The organism is Demequina gelatinilytica (assembly GCF_000971115.1).
In the GTDB taxonomy this organism is placed as follows: Bacteria; Actinomycetota; Actinomycetes; order Actinomycetales; family Demequinaceae; genus Demequina; species Demequina gelatinilytica.
Genome location: NZ_BBLV01000012.1, coordinates 1 through 22,972, shown reverse-complemented (window position 1 = coordinate 22,972; position 22,972 = coordinate 1). Strand labels below are relative to the sequence as shown.

The following is a 22,972-nucleotide window of genomic DNA, read 5'->3' as shown; positions in this document are numbered from 1 at the left end:
GGTGCAGCTTTCTGCTCGGTGCCGCGGGACCCCTGCGGGGGCCGGCCTGAGCCGACCCCCGCAGGGGGAGCCCGCGCCTACAAGGTCATGATCCCGGCAGGATCAGTACTTGCGGTCCGGCAGCGCCGCCTCGGCCGCGGCCTGGTCGAACGCCAGGTCCTCGACGTACTGCACAGGCTCGACGCTGTCGCCGTTGACCACGGCGGTGACGGCGGCGGCGACCAGGTCGCCGAGGAGCGGGTTGCACTCGACGATGTAGTTGATCTCGCCGTCGACGAGCGCCTGCATGCCGTCGTGCACCGCGTCGATCGAGATGATCTTGATGTCCTCGCCCGGCACCGCGCCGGCCGCCTTGATCGCCTCGATGGCGCCGAGCGCCATGTCGTCGTTGTGCGCGTAGACCAGGTCGATGTTGTCGACGCCGTAGTTCTGGATGAAGCCCTCCATGACGGACTTGCCGCCGTCACGGGTGAAGTCACCGGTCTGCGAGTCGATCTTCTCGATCATGGTGCCCTCGATGGCCGAGTCGAAGCCGGTGGCACGGTCGTTCGCCGGGGCCGAGCCCGTGGTGCCCTCGAGCACCACCATCTTGGTCGCCTCGCCGCCGTACATCTCGGCGGCCCACTCGCCCGCCTTGACGCCCTCCTCCTCGAAGTCGAGGCCGATCCAGGCCGCGTAGAGGTCGTCCGATGCGGAGACCGTGCGGTCCTCGAGGATGACCGGGATGTTCGCGTCCGCGGCCTCCTGGAGCACGTCGTCCCAGCCGTCCTCGACGATCGGCGCGATGACGATCGCGTCGACGCCCTGGCTGATGAAGCCGCGCACGGCCTCGATCTGGGCCGCCGTGTCGTTGTCGGCCGCGTTGAAGATGAGCTCGAAGCCGTTCTCCTCGGAGAACGCGGTCTTCATCGACTCCGTGTTGGCCGAGCGCCAGCCCGACTCCGAGCCGGTCTGCGCGAAGCCGACGACGATGGTGTCGCCACCGCCGCCGCCGGTGTCGCCGGACGCGTCAGCGCTGCCGCCGTCGCCGTCCGAGGAGCATGCGGTCAGCGCGAAGGCCGCGACCCCCGCGAATGCCATGCTGGTGAGAAAACGCTTCTTCATTGCCAGAACCTCCCTGTCCTGCCCGGCCTCGTTGCCGGATCGAGCGCGTTGCCCCACGGTGCCCACGTTGGCACCGTGCATTCGCATATTAGCGCTCACAATGTGAGGGCTCACAAGCGCGCCAGGGTCACGTTTCCGTAACAGAAGGCGTGATGGTGACGTCTCGCGCGTCGTCCCAGGTCACCATGGTGGCACGCGAAATGTGAATGCTCACTTTTCGCGTCGCTGAGGGGGACGCGACGGGCCCGCGCATCGTCGAGGGGGGACGATGCGCGGGCCCGTTCGTGCCGCCGCCCGGCTCAGGCGCCGGTCAGGCGCGCGCGGGCGCCCTGCGGATCACCAGCCAACCGAGCACCGCGAGCGCGACGCTGAGCGGGAGCGTCCAGGCCATCACGACCTCGATCGGGTTGTCGCGGAAGAACGCCACCAGGGAGTCCCCCGCGTCGAGCGCCCACCACACGAACGCGACCACCGCGAGCGCGAGCCCCGCGAAGTACAGGTACAGACCCGCCGCGCGCCACCTCACGAACAGCGCGCCGATGAGCGCGCCCATGGCGGTGAACAGCAGGTACAGCGCGAGGTAGTGGAACGCGATCACGGCGAAGGGCTCGTCGTACAGGTACGCCGGCGCGTAGAAGGAGCCGTCCAGGCCCCACCCGTCCGTCGCACGCTCGACCATCGCGAGCACCCCCAGCCCGAGCGCGTAGACCACCGCCATCGCGGCGAAGAACGCGACCGTGCCTGCGTAGTAGTCGCGCCGCGTGGTCGAGTACCCCAGCGCGAAGCGGAACCCGGCGTTCATGGCCTGGATCGCGATCACCATCATGTAGACGACCAGCCATGAGACCCCGCCGGCGTACCGGAACGCGTCCGGCTCGAGGCTGTCGCCCGCGTAGTGGGCGATGAGCGCCCAGATCGACCACGTGATGCCATGGACGCCGAGCAGCACGAGCCACGGCAGGATCGCGGTCGGCCAGGGGTTGGCCACGTGGATCCGCATCACGGAGGCGATGCGACGCGGCGCGGGGATCTCGGCGGTGAGGGCGGTCATGACGCCACCTCCTGGTGGATGGGCGCACCGGTGCGGTGCACGATGAGCTGCTGGAGCGAGACCGGGGCGACCTCGAGCCCGGACGATGCGGCGCGCGCCCGGTCCTGCGCGTCGAGCCCCGCGACGGTCGCGGAGGCGATGCCCGCGATGGACTCGCGTCCCAGGACCTCGCGCCCGGAGACGAAGGCCTCGACGTCCGCCGCGCGCCCCACGAGCGTCGCGGCGCTCCCGCGCAGGTCCTCGGTCGCGGCGTCGATGAGCAGGCGTCCCTGGTGGATGACGAGCACGTGGTCGAGCAGGTCGGCGGCCTCGTCGATGAGATGCGTCGACAGCACGATGGTGCGCGGGTGCTCCGCGTAGTCCGCGAGGAGGCGGTCGTAGAAGACGTGCCGCGCCACGGCGTCGAGGCCCGCGTAGGGCTCGTCGAGCAGCGTGAGCTCGGCGCGCGACGCGATGCCCACGATGGCCCCGAGCGCGGAACGCTGGCCGCGCGACATCTTCTTCACCATGCGGTCGACCGGCACGTCGAAGTCCTCGACCAGCCTCGCCGCGAGCGCGGGGTCGTACCGCGGGAAGAACCGGGGCGCCATGGCGAGCACATGACGGCCGCGGTAGGCGTCCGGGTAGCTCTGGGACTCCTTGATGAAGCACGTGCGGGTGAGCACGCGCGCGTTCTCGACGGGGTTCTCGCCGTCGACCCGCACCGTGCCCGAGGATGCGAAGTCCTGTCCGGTGATGAGGTTCATGAGCGTGGTCTTGCCGGCGCCGTTGCGGCCCAGCAGTCCCGTGATGCTCCCCTCCTCGACGGCGAAGGTGGCGCCGTCGACCGCACGGACGGCGCCGAAGCGTCGGCTGAGGTCCGTGGCCTCGATGATGGCGGTCACTGTGCCGCCTCCTTCCTGATCATCTCGATGAGCTGCTCGGGGGTGATCCCGAGCGTGACGGCCCGCGACATGAGCGGGCCGATGTAGGCGTCGTGGAACTCGTCGCGACGCGATGCGAGCAGCGCGGCCCGCGCTCCCGTCGCGACGAACATCCCGATGCCGCGGCGCTTGTAGAGGACCCCCGCGTCGACCAGGCGGTTCACGCCCTTGAGCGCGGTCGCGGGGTTGATGCGGTGGAACGCGGCGAGCTCGTTGATCGACGGCACCTGGGCCTCCTCCGGCATGGAGCCGTCGAGGATCCTCTCCTCGAGCTGCTCCGCGATCTGCTGGAAGATCGGCCGGCCGTCGTCCACGGCACCTCCCCGGTTCCTTGGTCAGTTCCTTGGTTGATTACTTCACTAACTAACCAACCATGCGGTCGGCGGGCTGTCAACCCCTGCGCCCGACCCGTGTCGCAGGGCCTCGGTAAGGTGTGGGCCATGACCGACACCCCTCTCGTCTGGATCGACTGCGAGATGACGGGCCTCGACGTGGGCAGCGACGCCCTCGTCGAGGTCGCCTGCCTTGTCACCGACTCGGACCTCAACATCCTGGGCGACGGAGTCTCCGTCGTGATCAAGCCGTCCGAGCAGGCGCTCGCCGGCATGGGCGACTTCGTGCGCACCATGCACGAGACCTCAGGGCTCCTGCCCGAGCTCGAGCACGGCACCACCATGGAGGACGCGCAGCAGCAGGTGCTCGCCTACATCAAGGAGCACGTCCCCGTCGCCGGCAAGTCGCCCCTCGCGGGCAACACCGTCGGCATGGACCGCATGTTCCTCGAGCGCGACATGCCCGACGTCATCGGCCACCTCCACTACCGCGTGGTCGACGTGAGCTCGCTCAAGGAGCTGGTGCGCCGCTGGTACCCCCGCGTGTTCTTCCAGGCGCCGGCCAAGACCGGCGGCCACCGCGCTCTCGGCGACATCCGCGACTCGATCACGGAGCTGCGCTACTACCGCGAGACCATCCTGGTACCGCTGCCCGGACCGGACTCGGACCAGGCCAAGGCCGCGGCCGGACGCGTGACGCCGGACGCGTCACCGACACCCTCGTAGACCCGGTACACTGGTCTCCGTCCCGCGAGGGACGATGGTGGCTATAGCTCAGTTGGTAGAGCACCGCGTTGTGGTCGCGGGGGCCGCGGGTTCAAGTCCCGTTAGCCACCCGGAGCACGAAGGCCCCGACGTCATGGACGTCGGGGCCTTCGTCGTTCCCGCGCAGACTATCCTTGCGAAGGCGCCGCGGCTCGGCGCCCCCTGGAGGAGGTCACATGCTCGCAGCTCTCACCGGCGCCGGACTGGCCGCCGCAGCGGGGCTCAACGCGTTCATCCCGCTCGTGCTGGTGGGACTGTTCGCCCGCTTCACCGACTTCATCGTGCTGCCGGAGCAGCTCGACTGGCTGCAGTCGTGGCCCACCATCATCATCGGCCTGCTGCTGCTCGCCGCGGAGCTGGTGCTGGACAAGATCCCGGGCGTCGACCACATCAACGACCTCCTCCAGTCGCTCGTGCGACCGGTCGTCGGTGGCGTGATCTTCGCCGCCACCGCGGCGGCGCAGGTGATCGACGAGAGCAGCTTCTGGCAGGAGAACCCGCTCATCGCGGGCATCATCGGCGCGATCGTCACCGCCGCCGTCCACACCGCGAAGTCCGCCTCACGGCCGTCCGTGAACGCCGCGACCGCGGGCACCGGGGCACCCGTCGCGTCGTTCGCGGAGGACGCGACCGCCGTCGCGCTCAGCCTCATCGCGATCTTCGTGCCCATCCTCGTGGTGGTGGTGCTCATCGCGATGGGCTTCGTGTTCTACCGCATCGTCACCACCGGACGCCGCCGACGCCGCAGGCGCGCCCAGCTCGAGGCGGAGGAGCGCGCCGAGCGCGAGGAGCGCGCGGCCGCCGGCTTCAAGACACCGTGGTGGCGGGGCCGCTGGCGGTGATGCCGCATCGGGCACCGCGGCAGAGCCGCAGGCGGTGACCGTTCAGGCCGCGGGCGCCTCGCCGAAGTCGGCGAGGAAGTCGGCGACGAAGTCGTTGGCCGGCCCCTGCGTGACCTCCGCCGGGGTACCGAGCTGCTCGAGCACGCCGCCCCGGGAGAGCACCGCGATGCGATCCGCGAGCAGCACCGCCTCCCGGATGTCGTGCGTGACCATCACCACCGTGGTGCCGAGCTCGCGCTGCAGCGCCTGGAACTCGCGCTGGAGGCGACGCCGCCCCTGAGGGTCCACCGCGCCGAAGGGCTCGTCCATGAGCATCACGGGAGGGCGCGTCGCAAGAGCCCGCGCGACGCCCACGCGCTGACGCTCGCCGCCCGAGAGCTCGTGGGGGTAGCGCGCGCCGTACGTCGCGTGCGGGAGGCCCACCAGCTCGAGGAGCTCGTCCACGCGGGCGCGCGTGCGCTCCTTGTCCCAGCCCACGAGCCGCGGCACGGTCGCCACGTTCTGCGCGACCGTGCGGTGCGGGAACAGCCCGACATGCTGGATCACGTAGCCGATGCTGCGCCGCAGCTCGACCGGGTCCCGGCCCATGACGTCCTCGCCGCTCACCAGGATCCGTCCCGAGGTGGGCTCGACCAGGCGGTTGATCATGCGCAGCGTGGTGGACTTGCCGCAGCCGGACGGCCCGACGAGCGCGAGCACCTCCCCCGCGCGCGCCTCGAGGTCGAGGGCGCCGACCGCGACGGTCCCGTCCGGATAGATCTTGTGCACCTGCTCGAGGCGGATCCCGCTGGAGTCCATCGGTCCACCGTAGCGTGACCGCCTCCGGGGCCGTCAGCCGCGCCGTGTACGGTCGAGGGGTGGATAACCCCTGGCTGTCGCTCGACTACCTGCGCCGCAGCGGCGGCGAGGTCTGGGAGCACCTCCAGATCCACACGACCCTCACGGTCGAGGCGATGCTCATCGCCATCGCGCTCGCGCTGCCCCTGGCGATGATCGCGCGCCGCTCGCCGAGGCTGTCCGGCCCCATCCTGGGCCTCACCGGCGTGCTGTACACCGTGCCGTCGTTCGCGCTGTTCGCGCTCCTCGCACCCTTCACGGGGATCGGGCGCACCACGGTCCTCATCGGCCTGGTCGCGTACGCGCTGCTCGTGCTGGTGCGCAACACGCTCGTGGGGCTCCAAGGGGTCGATCCGGACATCGTCGACGCCGCGCGAGGGCTGGGCTACTCCCCCACCCGGCTGCTGCTCACGGTCGAGCTGCCCAACGCGCTCCCCAGCATCGTGGCCGGACTGCGGATCGCCACCGTCTCCACCGTCGCGCTCGTGACCGTGGGCGTGGTGGTGGGATACGGCGGGCTCGGCCAGCTGATGTTCCGCGGGATGCAGTCCAACTACCGCGCGCAGATCGCCACCAGCGCGCTGCTGTGCCTCGCCCTCGCGCTCGTGCTGGACCTGCTGCTGGTCCTCGCGGCGCGCTGGGCGATGCCGTGGGCGCGGTCGCGCGCTCGGAGCGCCGCCGTATGAGCACCATCGGCGATGCGTGGGACTACCTCACCGACCCCGTGAGCTGGACGGGCGCACACGGCATGTTCGGCACCAACCTGGACGGCTCGCTGCGCTTCCAGCAGGACTCGATCATCGCCCTCGCGATCGAGCATCTCTACATGTCCTTCGCGGCGGTCGCGATCGCCGCCGCCCTCGCGCTGCCGCTGGGGCTGTGGCTCGGGCACATCCGCCGCGGCGGGGGCGCGACCACCGTGATCTCCAACGTCTCGCGCGCGATGCCCACGCTCGCGCTGCTCACGCTGTTCTCGGCGTCCGCGATCGGCTTCGGCAACCGCGCCGTGATCATCGCCGCCGCGATCTTCGCGTTCCCGCCCATCCTCACCAACACGTTCACCGGCATGGCGGGCGTCGATGCGGACGTGCGCGAGGCGGCGTTCGGCCAGGGCATGACGCGCCGCCAGGTCGCGCTGCGCGTGGAGCTGCCGCTCGCGGTGCCGCTCATCGCGGCGGGCCTGCGCACCTCCACCACGCAGACGGTCGCCACCGTGCCGCTCGCAGCCCTGGTCGCGGGCGGCGGGCTGGGCGTCATCATCAACACTGGCGTCGCGACCCAGCGCTACGGGCAGGTCCTCGCCGGCGGCATCCTGATCGCCGCGCTGTGCCTCGGGATCGACCAGCTGCTCAGCCGCGTCCAGCGGGCCGCGACGCCTGTCCCCCTGCGCGCGACCACCGTCGCCGCCGCCTGACGCGCGCATCGTCCCGCGCACCCATCCGCCCTCGCGGGCTCGGTGAATGATGAATACCCTGGAAGCCGGGCCGCGCGGGAACAAACGCCCTCGCACCCCGGTTGCGCACCATGGCCAGACCCCCACCCGAGGAGCGACATGCGAAGCACCAACGCCATCCTTGCGGGCACCGCCACCGCGGTCCTGCTGCTTGCCGGTTGCAGCTCCGGCTCGGACACCCTCCCTCTCGAGAGCAGCGACGCCTCGACCATGGGCTCCACCGACGGTGGGGCGATGGCCCAGGAGTGCCAGCCTGTGCCGGGCGACACGCTCGTGGTGCTCGACGACGACGCGATGCTGCAGAACGCGGACAACGTGATCCCCGCGATCAACGCCGACGCGGCGACACCCGAGCTCGTCGCGGCGCTCGACGAGGTGTCCGCGGTGCTCACCACGGAGGACCTCATCGCGCTCAACAAGGCGGTCGACATCGACCGTGCGACCTCGCAGGAGGCGGCGACGCAGTTCGTCGCGGACAACGCCATCGCGGCGCCCGATCAGGGCTCGGGCTCGATCGTCATCGGCGCCGCGAACTTCTCCGAGAACATCACGGTCGCGGAGATCTACGCCTCCGTGCTCGACGCCGCCGGCTGGGACACGGAGGTGCGGACCATCGGCTCGCGCGAGACCTACCTGCCGGCGCTCCAGAGCGGCGAGATCCAGGTGGTTCCCGAGTACGCCGCGACCGTGACGGAGTACCTCAACCTCGCCGCCAACGGCGCCGATGCGGCACCCGTCGCCTCGGGTGACGTCGATGCGACCGTCGCGGCGCTCGAGCCGCTCGCGACCGACGCCGGGCTCGTCTTCGGCGCCCCCTCGGCGGCGCAGGACCAGAACGCCTTCGCCGTCACCACCGCGTTCTCCGAGGAGTACGGCGTGACGTCCCTCACGGGGCTCGCGGAGACCTGCGGGACCATCTCGCTCGGCGGCCCCCCGGAGTGCCCCGAGCGCCCGTTCTGCCAGATCGGGCTCGAGGAGGAGTACGGCCTCGAGGTCGCCCAGTTCGACTCGCTCGACGCGGGCGGCCCGCTCACCAAGAACGCCCTGCGCCAGGGCCAGGTGATGGTCGGGCTCGTGTTCAGCTCCGACGGCGAGCTCGGCTGAGCCGCCACGTCCCACCGACGACGAGGCCCCGGTCCAGCGGACCGGGGCCTCGTGCCGTTCGTCTGCGCGGCCGTCAGGCGGCGGCCTCCACGCGCACGGGCTCGAGGTAGTACTCGGCGGCCTGTCGACGCGTGGTCTCGGCGGGCGTCGCACCCGCGTCGACGCTGCGCACCCAGTCGACGATGCGCTCGGTCGAGCGGCGCAGGTCGAAGGCGTGGTGCCAGTCGAGCAGCTCGGCTGCCCGCGAGCCGTCGAGCCACAGCAGCTTGTCCTCGGGGAAGCCGCACACATCGCGCTCGGGGCTGATGAGCGCCTCGTCCCCCCAGGCCCGAGCGAGCTCGAAGACCATCTCCCCCGCGGTGTGGCCCGCGGTGGGCGGCGCGAAGTTGAGGGCGTGCACGTCCTCCTCCTGCGCCGTCAGCAGGCGAGCGCCGAGGCGCACGAAGCCGTCGACCACGTCGAGCACATGCTGGAAGGGTCGGACCGCGAGCGGATCGCGGACCGCGAAGACGCGGTCGTCCTGGAAGACGCGGATGCAGTTGGGGACCAGACGGTCCGCATCGTCGCCGCCGCCGATCACGTTGCCGAGCCGCACCGAGCCGGCGCGGTGCGGGGCGCCGCCCAGGCGGGGCAGGTCCATGAACTCGCTGAACATGCTCTCGCACATCGACTTCGAGGCCGAGTACGGGCTGTGCCCGCCGATGGGGCTGTCCTCGGTGAGCATCCCGCTGTCCGCGGACATGGGCACGTAGCACTTGTCCGAGGTCACGTGCACGAGCGACGGGATCAGCCCGATCCGCTCCGCCTCGAGGATGTTGAGGGAACCGTTGAGGTTGACGTCGAAGGTGAGGTGGGGGTCGTCGAAGCCGCGGCACAGGATCGCCTGGGCCGCGAGGTGGAAGACGATGTCCGGGCGGGTCACCTCGAGCGCGGCGAACAGCCGGGAGCGGTCGCGGACGTCTCCGACGATGCGGTGGACGCCCATCTCCTCGAGCCACTCGGCCCGTTCCGCCGAGGAGGGGTCGTCGTCGATCGAGTAGCCGACGACGTTCGCCCCCAGGTGGTCGAGGACCGTGGCGAGCCACGCTCCGATGAATCCGCTGTGACCCGTGATGAACACGGTCTTCCCGGAAAAGGTCGAGCTGTCGCCAGCCCTCTCAGCGTTGCCCATCACGTACCCCCGTGTTGTGATCCCCCCTGGACGGCGCGCGCACCGGCCGACAGCGCTCACCGCGCCACAGACCAGGAACCCTCGCCTCGCGGACCCTTGCAGGATTCCGGCGTACCGAATGGTCCGCCTTCGTCCCTTTTGTCCACGCCTCTACTTGTAGCGCACCGATGCGCGCTTGGCCAGTGTTGATCGCGACGGAATGCGTGATTCGGCGGAATCGGGCGTGGATTCGTGCGTGCGCTGGACGGTGATCGGCGCGCCGACGGCCGCCGGGAACGACGAAGGCCCGGTCCATCCGGACCGGGCCTTCGTGTGTAGTGGTGTCTTCTCGATTGGGGTCTACCTGGGTGGATACAGGGGTCCCGGGGTTTCTTCTCCATGGAACCTCGAATTCCTTTCCATGACCGTGGGATGCCCCCATCGCGACATGAATTGGCTGTAAGTCTGAGGGTGGCTGGCCTGGGGCCGGCTGGCAGGGTGTGCGTTGGTGTTCCTGCTCGCGTGTGACCCCTGAATCGACTGGCCGCCGCGGTCGCGGCGTGCCCCACCAGCCGCTGGTCGACCAGCCGGACCTCGGAGCCCTCGACCGTCAAGCGCCGGTCCCATGCCGCTCGGCATGGGACCGGCGTGACGGCCTGAGGCCCCCTCGTCAGCCGAGGTGCTGCTCGAAGAACGCCAACGTGCGCGTTCGAGCATCCTCAGCGGCTTCAGGCACGAGCGGACTCGGCATCCCGGGCATGAACTCCTCCAGGTCGAAGGCGTGTCCCGCGCCGTCGTAGCGGACCACCTGAGCCGCCGCGGCAGCATCGCCAAGAGCCCGCTCGATCGCATCCAGCTCACCCTCGGCGAGGAGGAAGTCATCGGCTCCGAACAGCCCGAGCCACGGAGTCGTCAGTGCCGGAAGTCGGTTGCCCAGAGCCTGCAGCCCCGGGTGCTCCCCGTACGCAGGCTCGATGATGCCGTTGGCGTAGTAGCTGGCCGCCGCTGCCACCGAGCCCTCGAGCGCGGCGACCAAGGCCGCACGGCCGCCGAACGAGAAGCCGAGAACGCCGATCCGGGCAGCATCGATACCGAAGTCGTGGAGGAGCTCGATGGCGCTCGCGATATCGGCACCGGTGGAGTCGTCGCCCGGCATCGCGAGTGCGAACTCCTCGATGCTTGGGAAGCCGAACGGGTCGACCACGTCCTCGCCGCGCCTGTGATGCAGCATCGGAGCCACCGCCGTATAGCCGTGCGACGCCAGCCGCTCGAGCCACTCCGCGATCTGCGGCGTGTACCCAGGTGCCTGGTGGAGCACGACGACCCCGCCGCGCGCACCGCCGTCGGCACGCGCGACCCTCATCGGCACCCCGTTGAGCTCACCGATCTCGATGGTCATGTGTCACCCATCCCTTCGCGACTGAGGTGTGCCGGCTCACTCGGTTCCGGGGATCGGGCCGAAGGTCGGGCCCATCCAGATGTAGTTCGCGGGCGCACCGAGAAGGTCCCAGCCCACGTTGACCATGTGCGAGTCGTCCACGATGAAGTGCTGGACGCCCGCGAGCGCGTCGCGGATCGCGCGCTGCGTGTCGCCGGCGCGCAGGGTGATGCCGCCCCCGCGCCGGTAGGCCCACTCCGCGATCTCGCGTGCGACGTCGTGCGCATGGATGTTGGCGCCCATCAGCATCGAGGTCTGCGTGCGGGAGAGGCCGCAGCCCTCGCGCAGGGTGTCGTCGATGTCCGCGAGCACCTCGGTCACGAGAGCTCGCGCAGCTTGAGCCTTCATCTCCTGCTGCGCGTACTCCGTTCGGAACCGGTCGCTGTCGGCCTGTCGTCGGGCCCCGGGCCGACTCGGCGGGCGGCTCGCGTTCGAGGCGGCGTCGTCGAGGATCCGGCGGGTGATTCCCGTGGCGAAGCCCAGGTGCATCAAGGGAATGAGCAGCCCGACGCCGCCGAGCGCCTCATCACCGCCAAGGATCGGCGCGCCGAGCACCACTGCCTCGTGGGCGGCGGGAACGAACACGTCGGTGAAGGTGAAGTCGACGCTGCCGGTGCCGCGAAGCCCGATCGTGTCCCATCCTCCGCCATAGGCGATCTCCGATGTCGGAACGGCGAACATTGCGGGAGGGCCTTCGACCGGCTCGCCGTTCACAATCTTCCTTGCCGGCGTGAAGATGAAGCGGGTGTGCTTCGAGCCGCTCGCGTACCGGTACGAGCCCGTGAGCTTCCAGCCTCCCTCGACTGCGACCGCGGTCGCCGCGCCGTTGCTCACGGCGCCGAAAAGCGGTTCCCCCGAGTCGATGATCGCTCGCGCGGGGTCGTACTCGAGGTAGTCGATCATGTGGCCGCCAGCAGCGAAGATCGTGTTGACCCAGCCGATCGAGCCGTCGATCTGCGCGACACGATCCAGGATCGGGAGCGCCTCGCCGGGGAAGAGGCCGAGGCCACCGAGCTCCTTCGGCAGGAAGACCCGGGTCACGCCGGTTTCGAGGAGCAGCTCGATTGCACGGTCGGTGAGCTTCTGCGTCTCCTCCGTCTCGGCGGCCTCTGCCTTGAGGTCGTCGGCGACAGACTCGAGCTTGCGCATGATTGCGGCGACGATCTCCGCGTTGTCGAGGTGGTGCTGAGGTTCTGCGGTCAGCGTCATTGCTGGAGCCCTTCTCTCAATACCCCGATCGGCTCCGGTGCCGATGGGGTGCGACTGCACGGGCGCGCCGTGTCAGTTCACATCCGAGTATTGACATATCAGAGTGCGAGGTCAAGGCCTGGATGCGACTTGACCACGAGAAGCCCGGTGATGAGGGCGTTCACGCAGCGGCACCCAAGGAGAAGCTCAGGCGTCCTTGTGACCGCCCTCGGCGAGCATCGTCACGACGCCCATCCTGACCACCAAGGCGCGATCGACGCCGGGGCCGTCAGAACTGGAAGCTCACGGAGTGGCTCGCGAGCGACGTCGAGGTCAGCAGCCACTCGGTGACCCGAGCTCGCGATTCACGGATGAATGACAGCGCGAGCTCCTCGGCCTCGTCGGGCGTTGCCGACAGCGCCGCCGACATGCCCAGCACCTGCATCGCGCTCAACGTCTCCGACTTCCACACGAGCGTGAAGATGCGCTGCATGTCCCCCGCGAGCCTCCTATAGAGGTCGGAGAGGATCACGTTGTCCGCGGCCGCGACCACAACCGCCCACGTCTTCGTGGCATAGGCGACCATCTCTTCACCGCTGGACTGCGCGCCAGGTACCTGCAAGGCCGTGATCTGCGCGCGATGCTCATCCGTCATGCGCGTCACCGCGAGCCGGAGGATCGGCGGGCCGAGGATCTCCCACGCCTCGAAGAACTGGATGATGCCACGCAAGGTGATCGGTGCGACCTGGTAGCCGACTCTCGGGATGGCGGTCAGCAGATTGTCGGCGGTCAACCGCACGAGCGCGCCGCGCACCGCCGACAGCCCCAGGTCGTATTGCGCGGCGAGCGAGCGCTCCGTCACCTGCGACCCGGGGGCCAGGGTGCACTCGAGAATCTCACGGCGGAGCAGATCGTAGGCGCGATCAACCAGGGAGGTAGTCGACGGCTGATCGCTCATTCGCCCAGCGTAGGGCAAGCGGTGATCGCCTCCTGGCTCCCATGCACCGGCGCGCCTCCGCGATCCGGTCTGCCTGGCGCCCACACGCATGCCGCCATGCCTCTTCCGAAGCCGCGTCGATCGTCGCCGCCCGCACGCCGGCGCACGCACTGAAATCGCAGACTGGTCTATTGACATATCAACGGCGCGCTGCCTAGTTTCAGGGACTACGAGGCGTCAATGCGGACCCACCTCGCTCTCGAGCCGTCACGCGCGGCCCCGGCGGGCAGTCCTGGCCGGGCGCCCGGGCGTACAGGTCCGCTGTCCGCCGACGAGAGAGCAAGGGAGCAGGACATGGCAGAGATCGATGGCCGGTGGCATATCGAGGCGATGACGCCGATGGGCAAGCAGACGTCCGTACTGGACCTCGCCGTCGACGGGTCGTCCGCGACGGGCACGCTCGCCGGACCCGATGGAACGTCGTCCGAGATCCTCGACGCGAAGGTGGACGGCTCGAAGGTCGAGTTCGGGATCCAGACCACGACGCCGATGGCGATGAAGATCAATCTCTCCCTCGACTTCGACGGCGACGCAGTGACGGGGAAGGTGAAGGCCGGCATCTTCCCGCCAGCACGCGCCGCCGGATGGCGTGTCGTCGACTGAAAGGGCTCCTCAGCTCGGCGACACAGATGAGGGGGCGCCCCGCCGCGAAGCGGGGCGCCCCCTCGTTGCTGTCACCGGTACACGGGGCCTTCGTACACGCGAGCGCCGACGATCATGCCCTCGCGGAACGAGTAGACACCGAGGCCGGCGTGCGGCGGGCGCCTCCAGCTGGTGAACTCGACCGCATACTCGTCGCCCGCTCGCGTCACCGTGTTGAACTCGAGCGGCACCCCTCCGTTGCCGCCGGAGAACGCGGCGACGAACACGTCACGCCCGACGATGCCCAAGGGCGAGTGGAACTCGGCGTCCGGGTGCACGACCGCCTCGAGCAGCGCACGGTCGCCGCGCGTCACGGCCCTGAAGTACCTCTCCAGCTCGTCCGGCCATTCGAAGTCGGTGCGCGCAAGCACGGGGCGGCGGGGATCGGCGAGCCCGAAGTGTGCCTTGTTGTAGTAGACGCGCGCTCGGGGTTCAGCGCCGGTCTTGTCCCAGACGAACGCCACCGGGACCTCGCCAGGCTGGCCATCGTCGCGTCGGAAGGCGTACTCCCAGACGTCCCGCTCGGCGGACTCGGTCGCAGAGATGCGCTCGATCGCCGCCCACGTCCGTTCGGGCCAGACAAGGGACTCCGCCTCGAATGCACCAGCGTCGCACCACCCGACCGTCGGGTCGTCGATCCGATCCTGCATGCGAATGCGTTCGATCAGCGCCGCGGCGTGCTCATCAGGGTCGTTTGCCATGGATGCACCCGCCTCCGGGAGCGACCCCGAGGCTGCGGCGCCCGCGTCGACTCTCATGCGAGCCTCGAGACGTCGCCGAGGACGTGCCACTCACGGTTGTGATACACGAGAGGCGGGGCATCGCCCTCTCCTTCCTGCCACGACTCGATGACATGCACGACGAAGAGCGTCGCCGCGCCCGCGTCCTCCTTCTTGACCACCCGCCCACGGATGCGTCGACGGGGAGCGACGTAGTACGGCTCACCCGTGGGCAGCACCGCCCACTGCTCGGGGTCGGCGAAGCGATCGACACCGCTCGTGGCGCCGAGCACGGCGATGTCGTGACACGCGGCGTCGATCAGATGGATCACCACGGTCTCCGCGGCGAGGAGCGTGGGAGTGCTGGACGACATCTCCGACGCCGAGAAGACGAGCAACGGCGGCGCGACGCTGATGGAGAACAGCGACGACGCTGTCATCGCCACTGGGCCGCGCCCCGCGTCCGCGGTGATCACCGCAACGCCGGACGGATGGTCGCGGAACAGCGCCTTCAACGCGTCGGGGCTCACGCCTGGCTCGCCTCCGAGCACTACCCGATCGATGGCCGACGTCGACGGGACGGTCGACGCTCGAGATTCTCCGATTTGAGTCATCACTTGTGCCTTTGCATCGTTGGTGCGACCTCGTTGTCGCCAATCTGCAATGCCACAGTAACGCGTTGACCTTTCAGTTGCCACCCCCTGATCTCGGCACGCAGCCACCCCCGCGTCTGCACTCCCATACGGCGTCTTGCCATGAGCGCACCATGCGACTTGGACCAGACGCCCCAGAGCCGAAACTGCGCCGCGTCTGCCGCCGGCGCAGGTGTTGGCTTGCTGCTCAACGAGGTCTCACGCGGCAATCCAGCGGGCGTGCGGCGATGCAGCGGGCGCGCGGCGTGCGGTCGATCAGGAGGTGCGACGCGTCTAGACGGAGAGATCCTCGGTCACGATCTCCTGGAGCCTGCTCCGGAGCCGTTCGACGATGTCGACGGAGCTGGGCTCGAGGAGCCACTGGACCTGAAGGCCGTCGATGAGCGCGATGAGGTCCGATGCGAGGCCCGGCTGCAGCGCCCCCGGTCGAGTCCGGCCGCTCCGCTCCGCCTCGGCGAGCGCATCGGCGATGTCCGTTCGCAGCCATCGGTAGCGCGCGACGAAATAGGCGTGCGCGGGATGCTCGGGGTCGGACGCCTCGGCGGAGAGCACGGCGAACAGCGCGACGATCTCGCGCTGGGTGACGTTGTGCGCGACGACGTCGAGCAGGCGACGCAGGTAGTCGATGCCGTCGCGCCGCGGGTCGGACCCCTGGAAGAACAGGTCGCCGTTGATCCGGTCACGCTCCTCGAGGACGGCCGTGAGCAACGCCTCCTTGGTCGGGAAGTGGTGCTGGAGTCCCGCGCGCGAGACGCCGCACGCCGCGGCGATCTGCACCATGGAGGCCGATCGATATCCGCCCGCGGCGAATGCGAAGAAGGCCGTGTTGAGGATCTCGGCGCGACGCCGGTCGCCCTTCGCATAGCCGCCACGGGCGCGCGCTGCATGCGGCGCGTCGTTCTCCGTCATGCCACCACCATGGCACGCGAGGCATGCCGAACTCGCCGCATCACGCCCAGGGCCGCGATGGCTGACACCAGCTCGCCCAACGCGAGAGCGACCCAGATCCCGTTCGGGCCGAAGGTTGCGAACGTCGCGACGAGCGGAAGCCGGATGAGGAGCACCGAGCCCACAGAAACGGCATAGGAGGCCTTGGGCGACCCCGTGGCCTGGAAGAGCCCCGACACCAGCGGGGCCACGCCGGAGAAGACGAATCCCAGGGCGACGATGCGGAGCGCCGTCGCCGCATCGCCATGCGCCGGGCCCGGGCCGAGGAAGACTGCTACCAGGGGTTCAGCGGCGAGGAGCACGACCGCGCACGCCACCGCGCCGTAGACGACGGTCGAGCGCATGACGATGCGCGTCGCGGCGCCGACCCGGTCGGCGAGGCCGGCGCCGCTCGAGTAGCTGACCACGGGCTGCGCCCCCTGGGTGATGCCGGTCTGGGGCATCGTGACGAAGGTCTGGACCCGCGCGCAGACAGCGAACGCGGCGAGCGCGGCCGCGCCCGCGGTGGCGAGGGATGCGTTCACCACCGCCGCGACGATGGTCGCTCCGATGCCGGCGAGGAACGAGGGCGCACCGATCGCGATCATGGTGCCGAGCGTGCGCAGGCGGGGGCGGAGATGCGCGAGCGTGATCCGATACGGGCGGTTCGGCTGCGCGAAGAAGAACCACAGGGACATCAGCGCGGACACCGCCTGCCCGCCCACGGTGCCGAGCGCCGCGCCTGCGACGCCCATGTCGAGCCCCATGATGAGCAGCGGGTCGAGCGCGATCTGCAACGCCACGGGGATCACCCAGAGGAGCGTGGAGAATCCGATCCGTCCCTCGGCGCGCACGATCGCCGAGAAGCCGGTGGACACCAGAGCGCCTGCAAGGATCACCGCGGCATAGGGCCGCGCGTACGGCATCGTCTCCGCCGTCGCGCCCAACAGGCGCAGCAGCGGATCCAGGAAGGTCAACCCGAGCACGGTCGTCGCTCCGGCTGCCGACCAGAAGAGGACGATCGCGTTGCCCGTGGCGCGCGCAGCGTCGCTCCTCCGACCCGCCCCGAGCGCCCGCGCGACCAGCGACGCCGCCCCGACGCCGACCGTCGTCGAGACCGCGCCGACGAGCAGCAGGAGCGGCGTCGCCAGCGCGACCGCCGCGAGCGCTGTCTCACCGACCATCCGAGCCACGAACCAGGTGTTGGTCAGCGCGTAGACGCCGTACACACCCACGGACATGGTCGTGTGCAGGCACGACTCCCACAGGAGAGGTCCCAGAGGACGCGCCCCGAGCTCATCGGCGCGCGCGGGTGAGCGCGTCACGTCAGCCGCGCGTGCGACCGAGCGCTGCCAAAACGCGGTCGAGCTCCGTCCTGCCGAAGTCGTAGACGACCGTGTCGGTGTGGCCGCGGTAGCGCGTCTCGACCACCATGATGAGCGCGAGGTACAGCGAGTAGAGGCGGCGTCGCATGCGCTGAGTCTCGCTGAGCACGCGCAACCCGAAGCCCTCCATGAAGTCCGCCGGGTCGTCGAACCCGGCGAGATCGAGCCCGGTGAGGCCGGCCTCCATGAGCGGATCGCCGTACAGCGCGCGCTCGTGATCGAGGATCGCGACAATGCGCCCGTCGCTGATCATGGAGTTCTTCGCCCACAGATCGACCTCGATGAGCCTCGGTTCGGTGACCTCGTCGAGCGCGCCGGCATGCTCCGCGAGCACCTCGCGGATCTCGTCCGGCTCCCATCCGAGGTCGATCTCCACGGCGGCGCCGTCACGCAACGTGTCCTCGATAGCGGCACTGAATGCCTCCCGCCAGGTGCGGAAGCCGGGCCCGAGCAGCGGGCCGAAGTGGTCGCCCATGACCTGGTTGATCTCGCGGTTGAGCGCGCCGAGCTCGCGGTTGCCCGCTGCGATCACGTCAGGCGCGAGGCGGCCCTCGGCGGCCGCGAATCCGAAGTTGTCCGCATCGATGTGCTCCATGAAGAACAGGTCCGCATCCACGACCTCGTGCGAGAGGTCGACGTGCTCGATCCGCGGCACCGGGACGGACGTCTGCTCGGCCACCAGACGCATCGCCTCGAGCTCGTTACGCATCATGCCGACCTCGCGCGTCAGCACGGGAACGTCGGCCGGCGGGGCAACCTTGAGCACCACCCGCCGACCCGACCGAAGCCGGATGCGGTAGGCGACGTTGAACCAGCCTTCGGTGATCTCCTCGGCGAAGCCCTCGCCGTCGGGCACCTCATCGTGTCCGAACCCGCGCTCGATCAGCACCCGGAGGGTGTCGGTGGACTGGCGGTTCTTGGTGAGGCTCTCCATCGAGACTCGTCCTCTCGTGCATCGCGATACTCCGACCTGCATGGCCGGCATGAGAAGTGAGCCTAACAGAAACCGACAGGGGTGCCGGGTTTCACGCATCGTTCTGCCCGAGGCACGCCACACACGCGGCCGGACAGCACTGGGCCGCTCCAGGGCGCGCGACCACGCGCCCCGGAGCGGCCAGGAGGCCGTGCGTCAGACCTTCGGCGACCCCGCCGCGACCAGGTCGCCCTCGTCCGTCGCGTCATCCGCCTGCGGGAGGGGGTGCGAGCGTTCGAGCGCCGCGCCCTCGACATCCACATCCGGGAGGATGCGATCGAGCCACGCAGGAAGCCACCACGCAGCCGATCCGAGCAGGTGCATGACAGCCGGGATGAGCAGGAGCCGCACGACGAACGCATCGAGGAGCACGCCGAACGCGAGCGCGAACCCCACGGACTTCACCAGAGCCGACTCCGCGAAGATGAACCCGGAGAAGACCGACACCATGATGAGGGCGGCCGCGACCACCACGCTCCGGCCCGCGCGGAGGCCGGTGACCACAGCCTCGCGCGCGGGCGCTCCGTGTACGTGCGCCTCACGCATGCCGGACACCAGGAACAACTGGTAGTCCATCGCGAGCCCGAACAGCACGCCGATCGCGACGATCGGGATGAACGTCAGCACGGGCCCGGGCTCGTTGATGCCGAACACCCCCGAGAGCCACCCCCACTGGAACACCGCGGTCAGGCCGCCGAACATCGCAACGAGCGACAGGACGAAGCCGAGCGTCGCGGTGAGCGGGACGAGCACCGAGCGGAACACGACCAGCAGGATCAGCAGCGAGAATCCCACGACCACGGCGAGGTAGATCGGGAGCGCATCGGCGACCTTCTCGCTGATGTCGATGTTGCCCGAGGCATTGCCTGCGACGCCGAAGGAGTCGAGCCCGGCAAGCTCCAGGTCGCGGATCTCGACCACCAGGTCCTCGGTCGATACCTCGGTGGGCCCCTCGGTCGGGATGAGCTGGAACGCGAGGAGGGTGCCATCCTCAGAGGCGCCCATCGGCACCACCGCGCGGACGTCGTCGAGCGACTTCAACGCGGTACCGACGCGCACCTGCTCCGCCAGCAGCGCATCGTCCGTGACAACCTCCCCCATGTCCGCGACCGTGACGAGCGGGCTGTTGAAGCCGGCCCCGAACTCGTCCCGGGTGAGCGTGTAGGCGCGATAGCCGTCGGACTCCGCCGGCTCCCCGGCGCTCGTGTTGAGCCCCATGCGCATGTCGAGCGCGGGGATGGCGATCACGATGAGCAGCGCGACGGCGCCGACGATCGTGAGGACGGCGCGACGCGTGGTCATCTGCTTGGGGGTCGCGCCCCGGTCGCGCTTTCGCGCCGCGCGGGCCGGGCCGCGCTCCTTCGCCTTGGGGGTGAGACGCGATCCTGCGAGCCCCATGAGGGCCGGGGTGAGCGTGAGCGCCATCGCGATGGCGACCGCGACGCAGATCGCCCCCACGGTGCCCATCGCGCCAAGGAAGGAGATGCCCACGAGGTTGAGCGCCAGCAGCGCGGTCACCACGGTGGCTCCGGCGAAGAGCACGGCGTTGCCCGACGTGCCGTTGGCCAGGCCGATCGATTCTTGGACCTCCATGCCGCCGCGGAGCTGCTTGCGGTGACGGTTGATGATGAAGAGCGCGTAGTCGATGCCGACCGCGACGCCAAGCATCAGCCCGAGGATCGGCGTCAGCGTCATCATGTCGAGGACGCTCGAAAGGCTGAGCGAGACCATGAGCCCGACAGCGACGCCGAGCAGCGCGACGATGAGCGGGAGGCCGGCCGCGGTGATCGTCCCGAGCATGACGACCAGGACGATCGCCGCGACCAGCAGGCCGCCGATCTCCCCCGGCCCGACGATGCTGGGCATCTCGCCGGAGATCTCACCCGCAGGAATACCGTCGACGCCGTCGATCGGGTGGTCCGCGAGGCTGTCCTTGACGGCGTCCTTGAGCTCCTCCGAGATCGTCGTCGCCGCCTCGTTGAACTGGACTGCGGCCATCGCCGTCGCACCGTCGTCCGAGATCTGCTGGGCACCGTCCGCGAGGGACATGAGCGCGACCGCGTTGCCGAGCGAAGCCTCCTGAGCGTCAAGCTCGGCCAGCGCGCTTTCAAGCTCTTCCTGCTGCGCGTCGAGGGCGTCGACGGCGACGTCGAGGGTTCCCGCCTCCGTGAGGCTCTCGCGCTGGGTCGCGATCTGCTCGAGCCCCGCCTGGACGTCGGCGCGGGCCGCCGCGATCTCATCAAGGCCCCGGGTGACGTCCGCATGCTGCGTCTCGATCTCGTTCGCGGTCGCGAAGGGATCCACGGCGCCTGTGACGCCATCGACGTCCGCCAAGGCAGCGAGCGTCGCGCCGACCTCGGCCTGCTGCGCCTCCGTGAACGGCTCGCCGTCGACGGTTTGGAAGAGGACGGTGCTGGCGCCTGCACCCGCGTCGGGGAAGCCCTCGGCGATCTGCGCGCCGATCTCCTCGGTCGGTGTGCCGGGGATGCTGATGGCGGTGGAGAGCGTGCCGCCGAACAGCACGAAGGCGCCGACGGCGAGTGCGAGCGCGCTGAGCCACGCACCGATCACGCGCCATGGATGCCGGGCCGACGAGATGCCGAGCCGGTAGAGAAGTGCAGCCACTGGAGGTCCTTTCAGAAATGTAGGGGACTGAAAAACAGGGAGCGGTCGGAGAGCCGCCAGGCGGGGCACGCCCGGCAGCAACGGGTCACGGGCGCAGGAGGGTCTTCCCTCGGTCGCGGTCGACATGCACGAGGGGTGCATCCTCGAGGGGACGCACGCCTGTCACGTGGAGGCGGAGTCGGCCGGCGTCGACTGACGCGACAAGCTTCTCGAGGACCGCGCGCGAGGGGTGCGCGGCCATCCTGATCGCGGCGATCCGCTCGTCGGCCGCGTCGATGTCGGTGGTCGCCGACACCAGACGACCGCGGGTCCGCACCAGCGGCGCGAGCTCCGCGACCGGGGTGGGCGCGAAATTGACGGCGAGGTCGTAGGAACCCGGCTCGATGTCGCTGACCGCCATCTCGGTGTAGTCAAGGATCCTCGCTGCGCCGTAGCCGCGCACGCGCTCCACGCTCATCGGCCCCGCGATCGCGTCAACCTCCGCACCGGCGGCAACCGCGAGCTGGACCGCGAGGCCACCGACCACGCTGCCCGCACCGTTGACGAGCACGCGCTGACCACCGGCGAGCTCACCGTGCTCGAACAGCGCCTGCCACGCGGTGGTCCCGGTGGACGGCAACGCCGCTGCCTCGATCAACGGGATCGTGGTCGGCGCGTGGGCGAGCAGCCCGACCGGCACGGAGACGTACTCGGCTGCGGCGCCCGCCATGCTCGGCGGGAGGAATGCCACGACAGCATCCCCCTGCGCGAACTCCGGTCCGGCATCTCCGACGACCGTCCCGGCGAGGTCCATGCCCATCGTGTGAGGGAAGGTCAACGGGAGCACGGCGGCGAAGGCACCCGCGCGAATCGCCACATCGGCAGGGTTGAAGGACGTCGCCGCCACCTTGACGAGCGCCTCCCCTGGGGCCGGTCGAGGCATCGGAACCTCGTCCACCTCAAGGACCTCGGGTCCTCCGTAGGCATGGATGCGCAGCGCCTTCATGTCGTACCTCTCCGTTCGGTGCGCGCCACGTGCGCACCTGGTGCGCATGACGGGCAGTCAACGGCGTCGGGGCTGGCAGCGTCGGCCCATCGTGGCGCCTGCGCGGCCGGCATCGACGCCCTAGAAGCGGAGGATCACCCTCCGCTTGGTTGGGACCTTAGCACCAAAACGGAGCACATGCATCCGCTTACCGCTCTAGGATGAGCCCATGAGCACCTCGGCCTCGCCGCAGCAGCGCCCCCTTCGCGCCGACGCCGAACGCAACCGCCAGCGCCTCCTCCGCGCGGCCCGAGAGGTGTTCGCAGCGCGCGGCCTCGACGTGGCAATCGACGACGTCGCCCGCCACGCCGGCGTAGGCGTCGGCACCGTCTACCGACGATTCGCGAACCGCGAGGAGCTCATCGAGGCGGTCCTCGACGAAGGCGTCCGGCAAGTCGCCGAGATAGCCAAGAACGCGCTCACCGAGGACGACCCCTGGGCGGCCTTCGAGCGCTTCTTCCTGGAGGCCACCGCGGCGCTCGCCGAAGACCGTGGGCTGCGAGAGATCCTGATGGTCGGAGGACACGGCACCGGCGCCGCCTTGGAGATGGCACAGACGCTCCTCACCCCGAGGGTGGACGCGCTCATCGCGCGCGCACAGCGCTCCGGACAGCTGCGCGACGACCTCGAGCCCATCGACTTCCCGATCATCCAGCTCATGCTCGGCGCCGCATCGGAACGAAGCCGCGACGTCGCACCCGGTCAATGGCGGCGCTACGCCGGCCTGCTGCTCGACGGCCTGCGGACGCGGCGGGATGGTCCGACAGACCTGGGCACCCCCGCGCTATCCGGAGACGAGTTCTACCGCAGCATGACAGGAAACGCCGACGCGCCCTCGCG

General features: G+C 69.8%; 23 protein-coding genes, 1 tRNA gene and 1 pseudogene. 9 read left to right on the top strand and 16 right to left on the bottom strand.

What is annotated here, in order from left to right:
- Positions 1–102 precede the first annotated feature (102 nt).
- The 4 genes from AOM00_RS10950 to AOM00_RS10935 all read right to left on the bottom strand — a co-directional run bounded on the left by AOM00_RS10950 (position 103) and on the right by AOM00_RS10935 (position 3,392).
- Positions 103–1,104, bottom strand: coding sequence for an ABC transporter substrate-binding protein (locus AOM00_RS10950; protein ID WP_062517817.1), 1,002 nt, complete (start codon positions 1,102–1,104; stop codon positions 103–105).
- A 310-nt stretch (positions 1,105–1,414) separates the two neighbouring features.
- Positions 1,415–2,155 carry a hypothetical protein gene (locus AOM00_RS10945; RefSeq protein ID WP_062517816.1) on the bottom strand — a complete coding sequence of 247 codons (741 nt, stop codon included), beginning with the start codon at positions 2,153–2,155 and terminating at the stop codon, positions 1,415–1,417.
- Complete coding sequence (locus tag AOM00_RS10940; protein ID WP_062517815.1) at positions 2,152–3,039, bottom strand: ABC transporter ATP-binding protein; 888 nt, start codon at positions 3,037–3,039, stop codon at positions 2,152–2,154. Before AOM00_RS10940 ends, AOM00_RS10945 begins: the two co-directional genes overlap by 4 nt.
- On the bottom strand, positions 3,036–3,392 hold the full coding sequence (locus AOM00_RS10935) for a GntR family transcriptional regulator (RefSeq protein WP_062517814.1): 357 nt from the start codon (positions 3,390–3,392) through the stop codon (positions 3,036–3,038). The genes AOM00_RS10940 and AOM00_RS10935 overlap by 4 nt, the downstream gene beginning before the upstream one ends.
- Before the next feature lie 126 nt (positions 3,393–3,518).
- Here AOM00_RS10935 and orn point away from each other — a divergent pair, with 126 nt between their 5' ends.
- The 3 genes from orn (at position 3,519) to AOM00_RS10920 (ending at position 5,017) form a co-directional block, all read left to right on the top strand.
- Complete coding sequence (orn, locus tag AOM00_RS10930; RefSeq protein WP_062307573.1) at positions 3,519–4,136, top strand: oligoribonuclease; 618 nt, start codon at positions 3,519–3,521, stop codon at positions 4,134–4,136.
- A 37-nt stretch (positions 4,137–4,173) separates the two neighbouring features.
- Positions 4,174–4,246 (top strand) — tRNA-His (locus AOM00_RS10925).
- A gap of 105 nt (positions 4,247–4,351) precedes the next feature.
- Entirely contained in the window at positions 4,352–5,017 is a 666-nt protein-coding gene (locus AOM00_RS10920) for a DUF4126 domain-containing protein (protein ID WP_082096938.1), read from the top strand.
- A gap of 72 nt (positions 5,018–5,089) precedes the next feature.
- Here AOM00_RS10920 and AOM00_RS10915 read toward each other — a convergent pair.
- A pseudogene (locus AOM00_RS10915) lies at positions 5,090–5,815 on the bottom strand (ABC transporter ATP-binding protein); the annotation flags it as partial.
- Positions 5,816–5,874: 59 nt separating this feature from the next.
- Between AOM00_RS10915 and AOM00_RS10910 the strand changes: the two are divergent.
- From AOM00_RS10910 to AOM00_RS10900, 3 genes are all read left to right on the top strand, one after another.
- Positions 5,875–6,540, top strand: coding sequence for an ABC transporter permease (locus AOM00_RS10910; RefSeq protein WP_228373479.1), 666 nt, complete (start codon positions 5,875–5,877; stop codon positions 6,538–6,540).
- Positions 6,537–7,268 carry an ABC transporter permease gene (locus AOM00_RS10905; RefSeq protein ID WP_062517865.1) on the top strand — a complete coding sequence of 244 codons (732 nt, stop codon included), beginning with the start codon at positions 6,537–6,539 and terminating at the stop codon, positions 7,266–7,268. Before AOM00_RS10910 ends, AOM00_RS10905 begins: the two co-directional genes overlap by 4 nt.
- A gap of 138 nt (positions 7,269–7,406) precedes the next feature.
- A complete protein-coding gene (locus AOM00_RS10900) occupies positions 7,407–8,411 on the top strand; it encodes a glycine betaine ABC transporter substrate-binding protein (protein WP_062517813.1) in 1,005 nt (334 codons plus the stop codon).
- A gap of 73 nt (positions 8,412–8,484) precedes the next feature.
- Here the strand turns inward: AOM00_RS10900 and AOM00_RS10895 are convergent, their stop codons facing one another.
- From AOM00_RS10895 to AOM00_RS10880, 4 genes are all read right to left on the bottom strand, one after another.
- Positions 8,485–9,582 carry an NAD-dependent epimerase/dehydratase family protein gene (locus AOM00_RS10895; RefSeq protein WP_082096934.1) on the bottom strand — a complete coding sequence of 366 codons (1,098 nt, stop codon included), beginning with the start codon at positions 9,580–9,582 and terminating at the stop codon, positions 8,485–8,487.
- A gap of 649 nt (positions 9,583–10,231) precedes the next feature.
- Positions 10,232–10,960, bottom strand: a complete 729-nt coding sequence (locus tag AOM00_RS10890; RefSeq protein WP_062517811.1) for a dienelactone hydrolase family protein — start codon at positions 10,958–10,960, stop codon at positions 10,232–10,234.
- Between the two features lie 36 nt (positions 10,961–10,996).
- Positions 10,997–12,268, bottom strand: a complete 1,272-nt coding sequence (locus AOM00_RS10885; protein WP_156159135.1) for an acyl-CoA dehydrogenase family protein — start codon at positions 12,266–12,268, stop codon at positions 10,997–10,999.
- 208 nt (positions 12,269–12,476) lie between these two features.
- Positions 12,477–13,145, bottom strand: a complete 669-nt coding sequence (locus AOM00_RS10880) for a GntR family transcriptional regulator (RefSeq protein WP_062517809.1) — start codon at positions 13,143–13,145, stop codon at positions 12,477–12,479.
- A gap of 333 nt (positions 13,146–13,478) precedes the next feature.
- Here AOM00_RS10880 and AOM00_RS10875 point away from each other — a divergent pair, with 333 nt between their 5' ends.
- A complete protein-coding gene (locus AOM00_RS10875) occupies positions 13,479–13,787 on the top strand; it encodes a hypothetical protein (protein WP_062517808.1) in 309 nt (102 codons plus the stop codon).
- A 71-nt stretch (positions 13,788–13,858) separates the two neighbouring features.
- Here AOM00_RS10875 and AOM00_RS10870 read toward each other — a convergent pair whose 3' ends face one another.
- Both AOM00_RS10870 and AOM00_RS10865 read right to left on the bottom strand, forming a co-directional pair.
- On the bottom strand, positions 13,859–14,527 hold the full coding sequence (locus AOM00_RS10870; RefSeq protein ID WP_169746842.1) for a nuclear transport factor 2 family protein: 669 nt from the start codon (positions 14,525–14,527) through the stop codon (positions 13,859–13,861).
- Positions 14,528–14,580: 53 nt separating this feature from the next.
- The gene (locus AOM00_RS10865) at positions 14,581–14,985 is read right to left on the bottom strand and encodes a flavin reductase family protein (protein WP_267127716.1); all 405 of its coding nucleotides are present in this window, start codon (positions 14,983–14,985) and stop codon (positions 14,581–14,583) included.
- Here AOM00_RS10865 and AOM00_RS15820 point away from each other — a divergent pair.
- Positions 14,906–15,154 carry a hypothetical protein gene (locus AOM00_RS15820; RefSeq protein WP_228373482.1) on the top strand — a complete coding sequence of 83 codons (249 nt, stop codon included), beginning with the start codon at positions 14,906–14,908 and terminating at the stop codon, positions 15,152–15,154. The genes AOM00_RS10865 and AOM00_RS15820 overlap by 80 nt on opposite strands.
- 317 nt (positions 15,155–15,471) lie before the next feature.
- On the opposite strand, the gene AOM00_RS10860 is transcribed toward AOM00_RS15820, so the two are convergent.
- From AOM00_RS10860 to AOM00_RS10840, 5 genes are all read right to left on the bottom strand, one after another.
- Positions 15,472–16,107 carry a TetR/AcrR family transcriptional regulator gene (locus tag AOM00_RS10860; RefSeq protein ID WP_062517805.1) on the bottom strand — a complete coding sequence of 212 codons (636 nt, stop codon included), beginning with the start codon at positions 16,105–16,107 and terminating at the stop codon, positions 15,472–15,474.
- Positions 16,104–17,450, bottom strand: coding sequence for an MATE family efflux transporter (locus tag AOM00_RS10855; protein WP_062517804.1), 1,347 nt, complete (start codon positions 17,448–17,450; stop codon positions 16,104–16,106). The genes AOM00_RS10860 and AOM00_RS10855 overlap by 4 nt, the downstream gene beginning before the upstream one ends.
- Position 17,451: 1 nt before the next feature.
- Positions 17,452–18,444 carry a phosphotransferase family protein gene (locus tag AOM00_RS10850; RefSeq protein ID WP_062517803.1) on the bottom strand — a complete coding sequence of 331 codons (993 nt, stop codon included), beginning with the start codon at positions 18,442–18,444 and terminating at the stop codon, positions 17,452–17,454.
- Between the two features lie 195 nt (positions 18,445–18,639).
- Complete coding sequence (locus tag AOM00_RS10845; RefSeq protein WP_062517802.1) at positions 18,640–21,108, bottom strand: MMPL family transporter; 2,469 nt, start codon at positions 21,106–21,108, stop codon at positions 18,640–18,642.
- A gap of 85 nt (positions 21,109–21,193) precedes the next feature.
- Positions 21,194–22,030 carry an NADP-dependent oxidoreductase gene (locus AOM00_RS10840; protein ID WP_228373478.1) on the bottom strand — a complete coding sequence of 279 codons (837 nt, stop codon included), beginning with the start codon at positions 22,028–22,030 and terminating at the stop codon, positions 21,194–21,196.
- 271 nt (positions 22,031–22,301) lie between these two features.
- Here AOM00_RS10840 and AOM00_RS10835 point away from each other — a divergent pair.
- Positions 22,302–22,972: TetR/AcrR family transcriptional regulator (locus tag AOM00_RS10835; RefSeq protein ID WP_156159134.1), on the top strand; the 671-nt coding region annotated here is incomplete at its 3' end.

What these genes read in the sequence shown, in the direction of transcription:
- AOM00_RS10905 (WP_062517865.1), top strand. Translation starts at nt 6,537, where the DNA reads ATGAGCACCATCGGCGATGCGTGGGACTACCTCACCGACCCCGTGAGC.
- AOM00_RS10900 (WP_062517813.1), top strand. Translation starts at nt 7,407, where the DNA reads ATGCGAAGCACCAACGCCATCCTTGCGGGCACCGCCACCGCGGTCCTG.
- AOM00_RS10895 (WP_082096934.1), bottom strand. Translation starts at nt 9,582, where the DNA reads ATGGGCAACGCTGAGAGGGCTGGCGACAGCTCGACCTTTTCCGGGAAG.
- AOM00_RS10870 (WP_169746842.1), bottom strand. Translation starts at nt 14,527, where the DNA reads ATGGCAAACGACCCTGATGAGCACGCCGCGGCGCTGATCGAACGCATT.
- AOM00_RS10880 (WP_062517809.1), bottom strand. Translation starts at nt 13,145, where the DNA reads ATGAGCGATCAGCCGTCGACTACCTCCCTGGTTGATCGCGCCTACGAT.
- AOM00_RS10865 (WP_267127716.1), bottom strand. Translation starts at nt 14,985, where the DNA reads ATGACAGCGTCGTCGCTGTTCTCCATCAGCGTCGCGCCGCCGTTGCTC.
- AOM00_RS10920 (WP_082096938.1), top strand. Translation starts at nt 4,352, where the DNA reads ATGCTCGCAGCTCTCACCGGCGCCGGACTGGCCGCCGCAGCGGGGCTC.
- AOM00_RS10860 (WP_062517805.1), bottom strand. Translation starts at nt 16,107, where the DNA reads ATGACGGAGAACGACGCGCCGCATGCAGCGCGCGCCCGTGGCGGCTAT.
- AOM00_RS10890 (WP_062517811.1), bottom strand. Translation starts at nt 10,960, where the DNA reads ATGACCATCGAGATCGGTGAGCTCAACGGGGTGCCGATGAGGGTCGCG.
- AOM00_RS10840 (WP_228373478.1), bottom strand. Translation starts at nt 22,030, where the DNA reads ATGCCTCGACCGGCCCCAGGGGAGGCGCTCGTCAAGGTGGCGGCGACG.
- AOM00_RS10875 (WP_062517808.1), top strand. Translation starts at nt 13,479, where the DNA reads ATGGCAGAGATCGATGGCCGGTGGCATATCGAGGCGATGACGCCGATG.
- AOM00_RS10850 (WP_062517803.1), bottom strand. Translation starts at nt 18,444, where the DNA reads ATGGAGAGCCTCACCAAGAACCGCCAGTCCACCGACACCCTCCGGGTG.
- AOM00_RS10950 (WP_062517817.1), bottom strand. Translation starts at nt 1,104, where the DNA reads ATGAAGAAGCGTTTTCTCACCAGCATGGCATTCGCGGGGGTCGCGGCC.
- orn (WP_062307573.1), top strand. Translation starts at nt 3,519, where the DNA reads ATGACCGACACCCCTCTCGTCTGGATCGACTGCGAGATGACGGGCCTC.
- AOM00_RS10945 (WP_062517816.1), bottom strand. Translation starts at nt 2,155, where the DNA reads ATGACCGCCCTCACCGCCGAGATCCCCGCGCCGCGTCGCATCGCCTCC.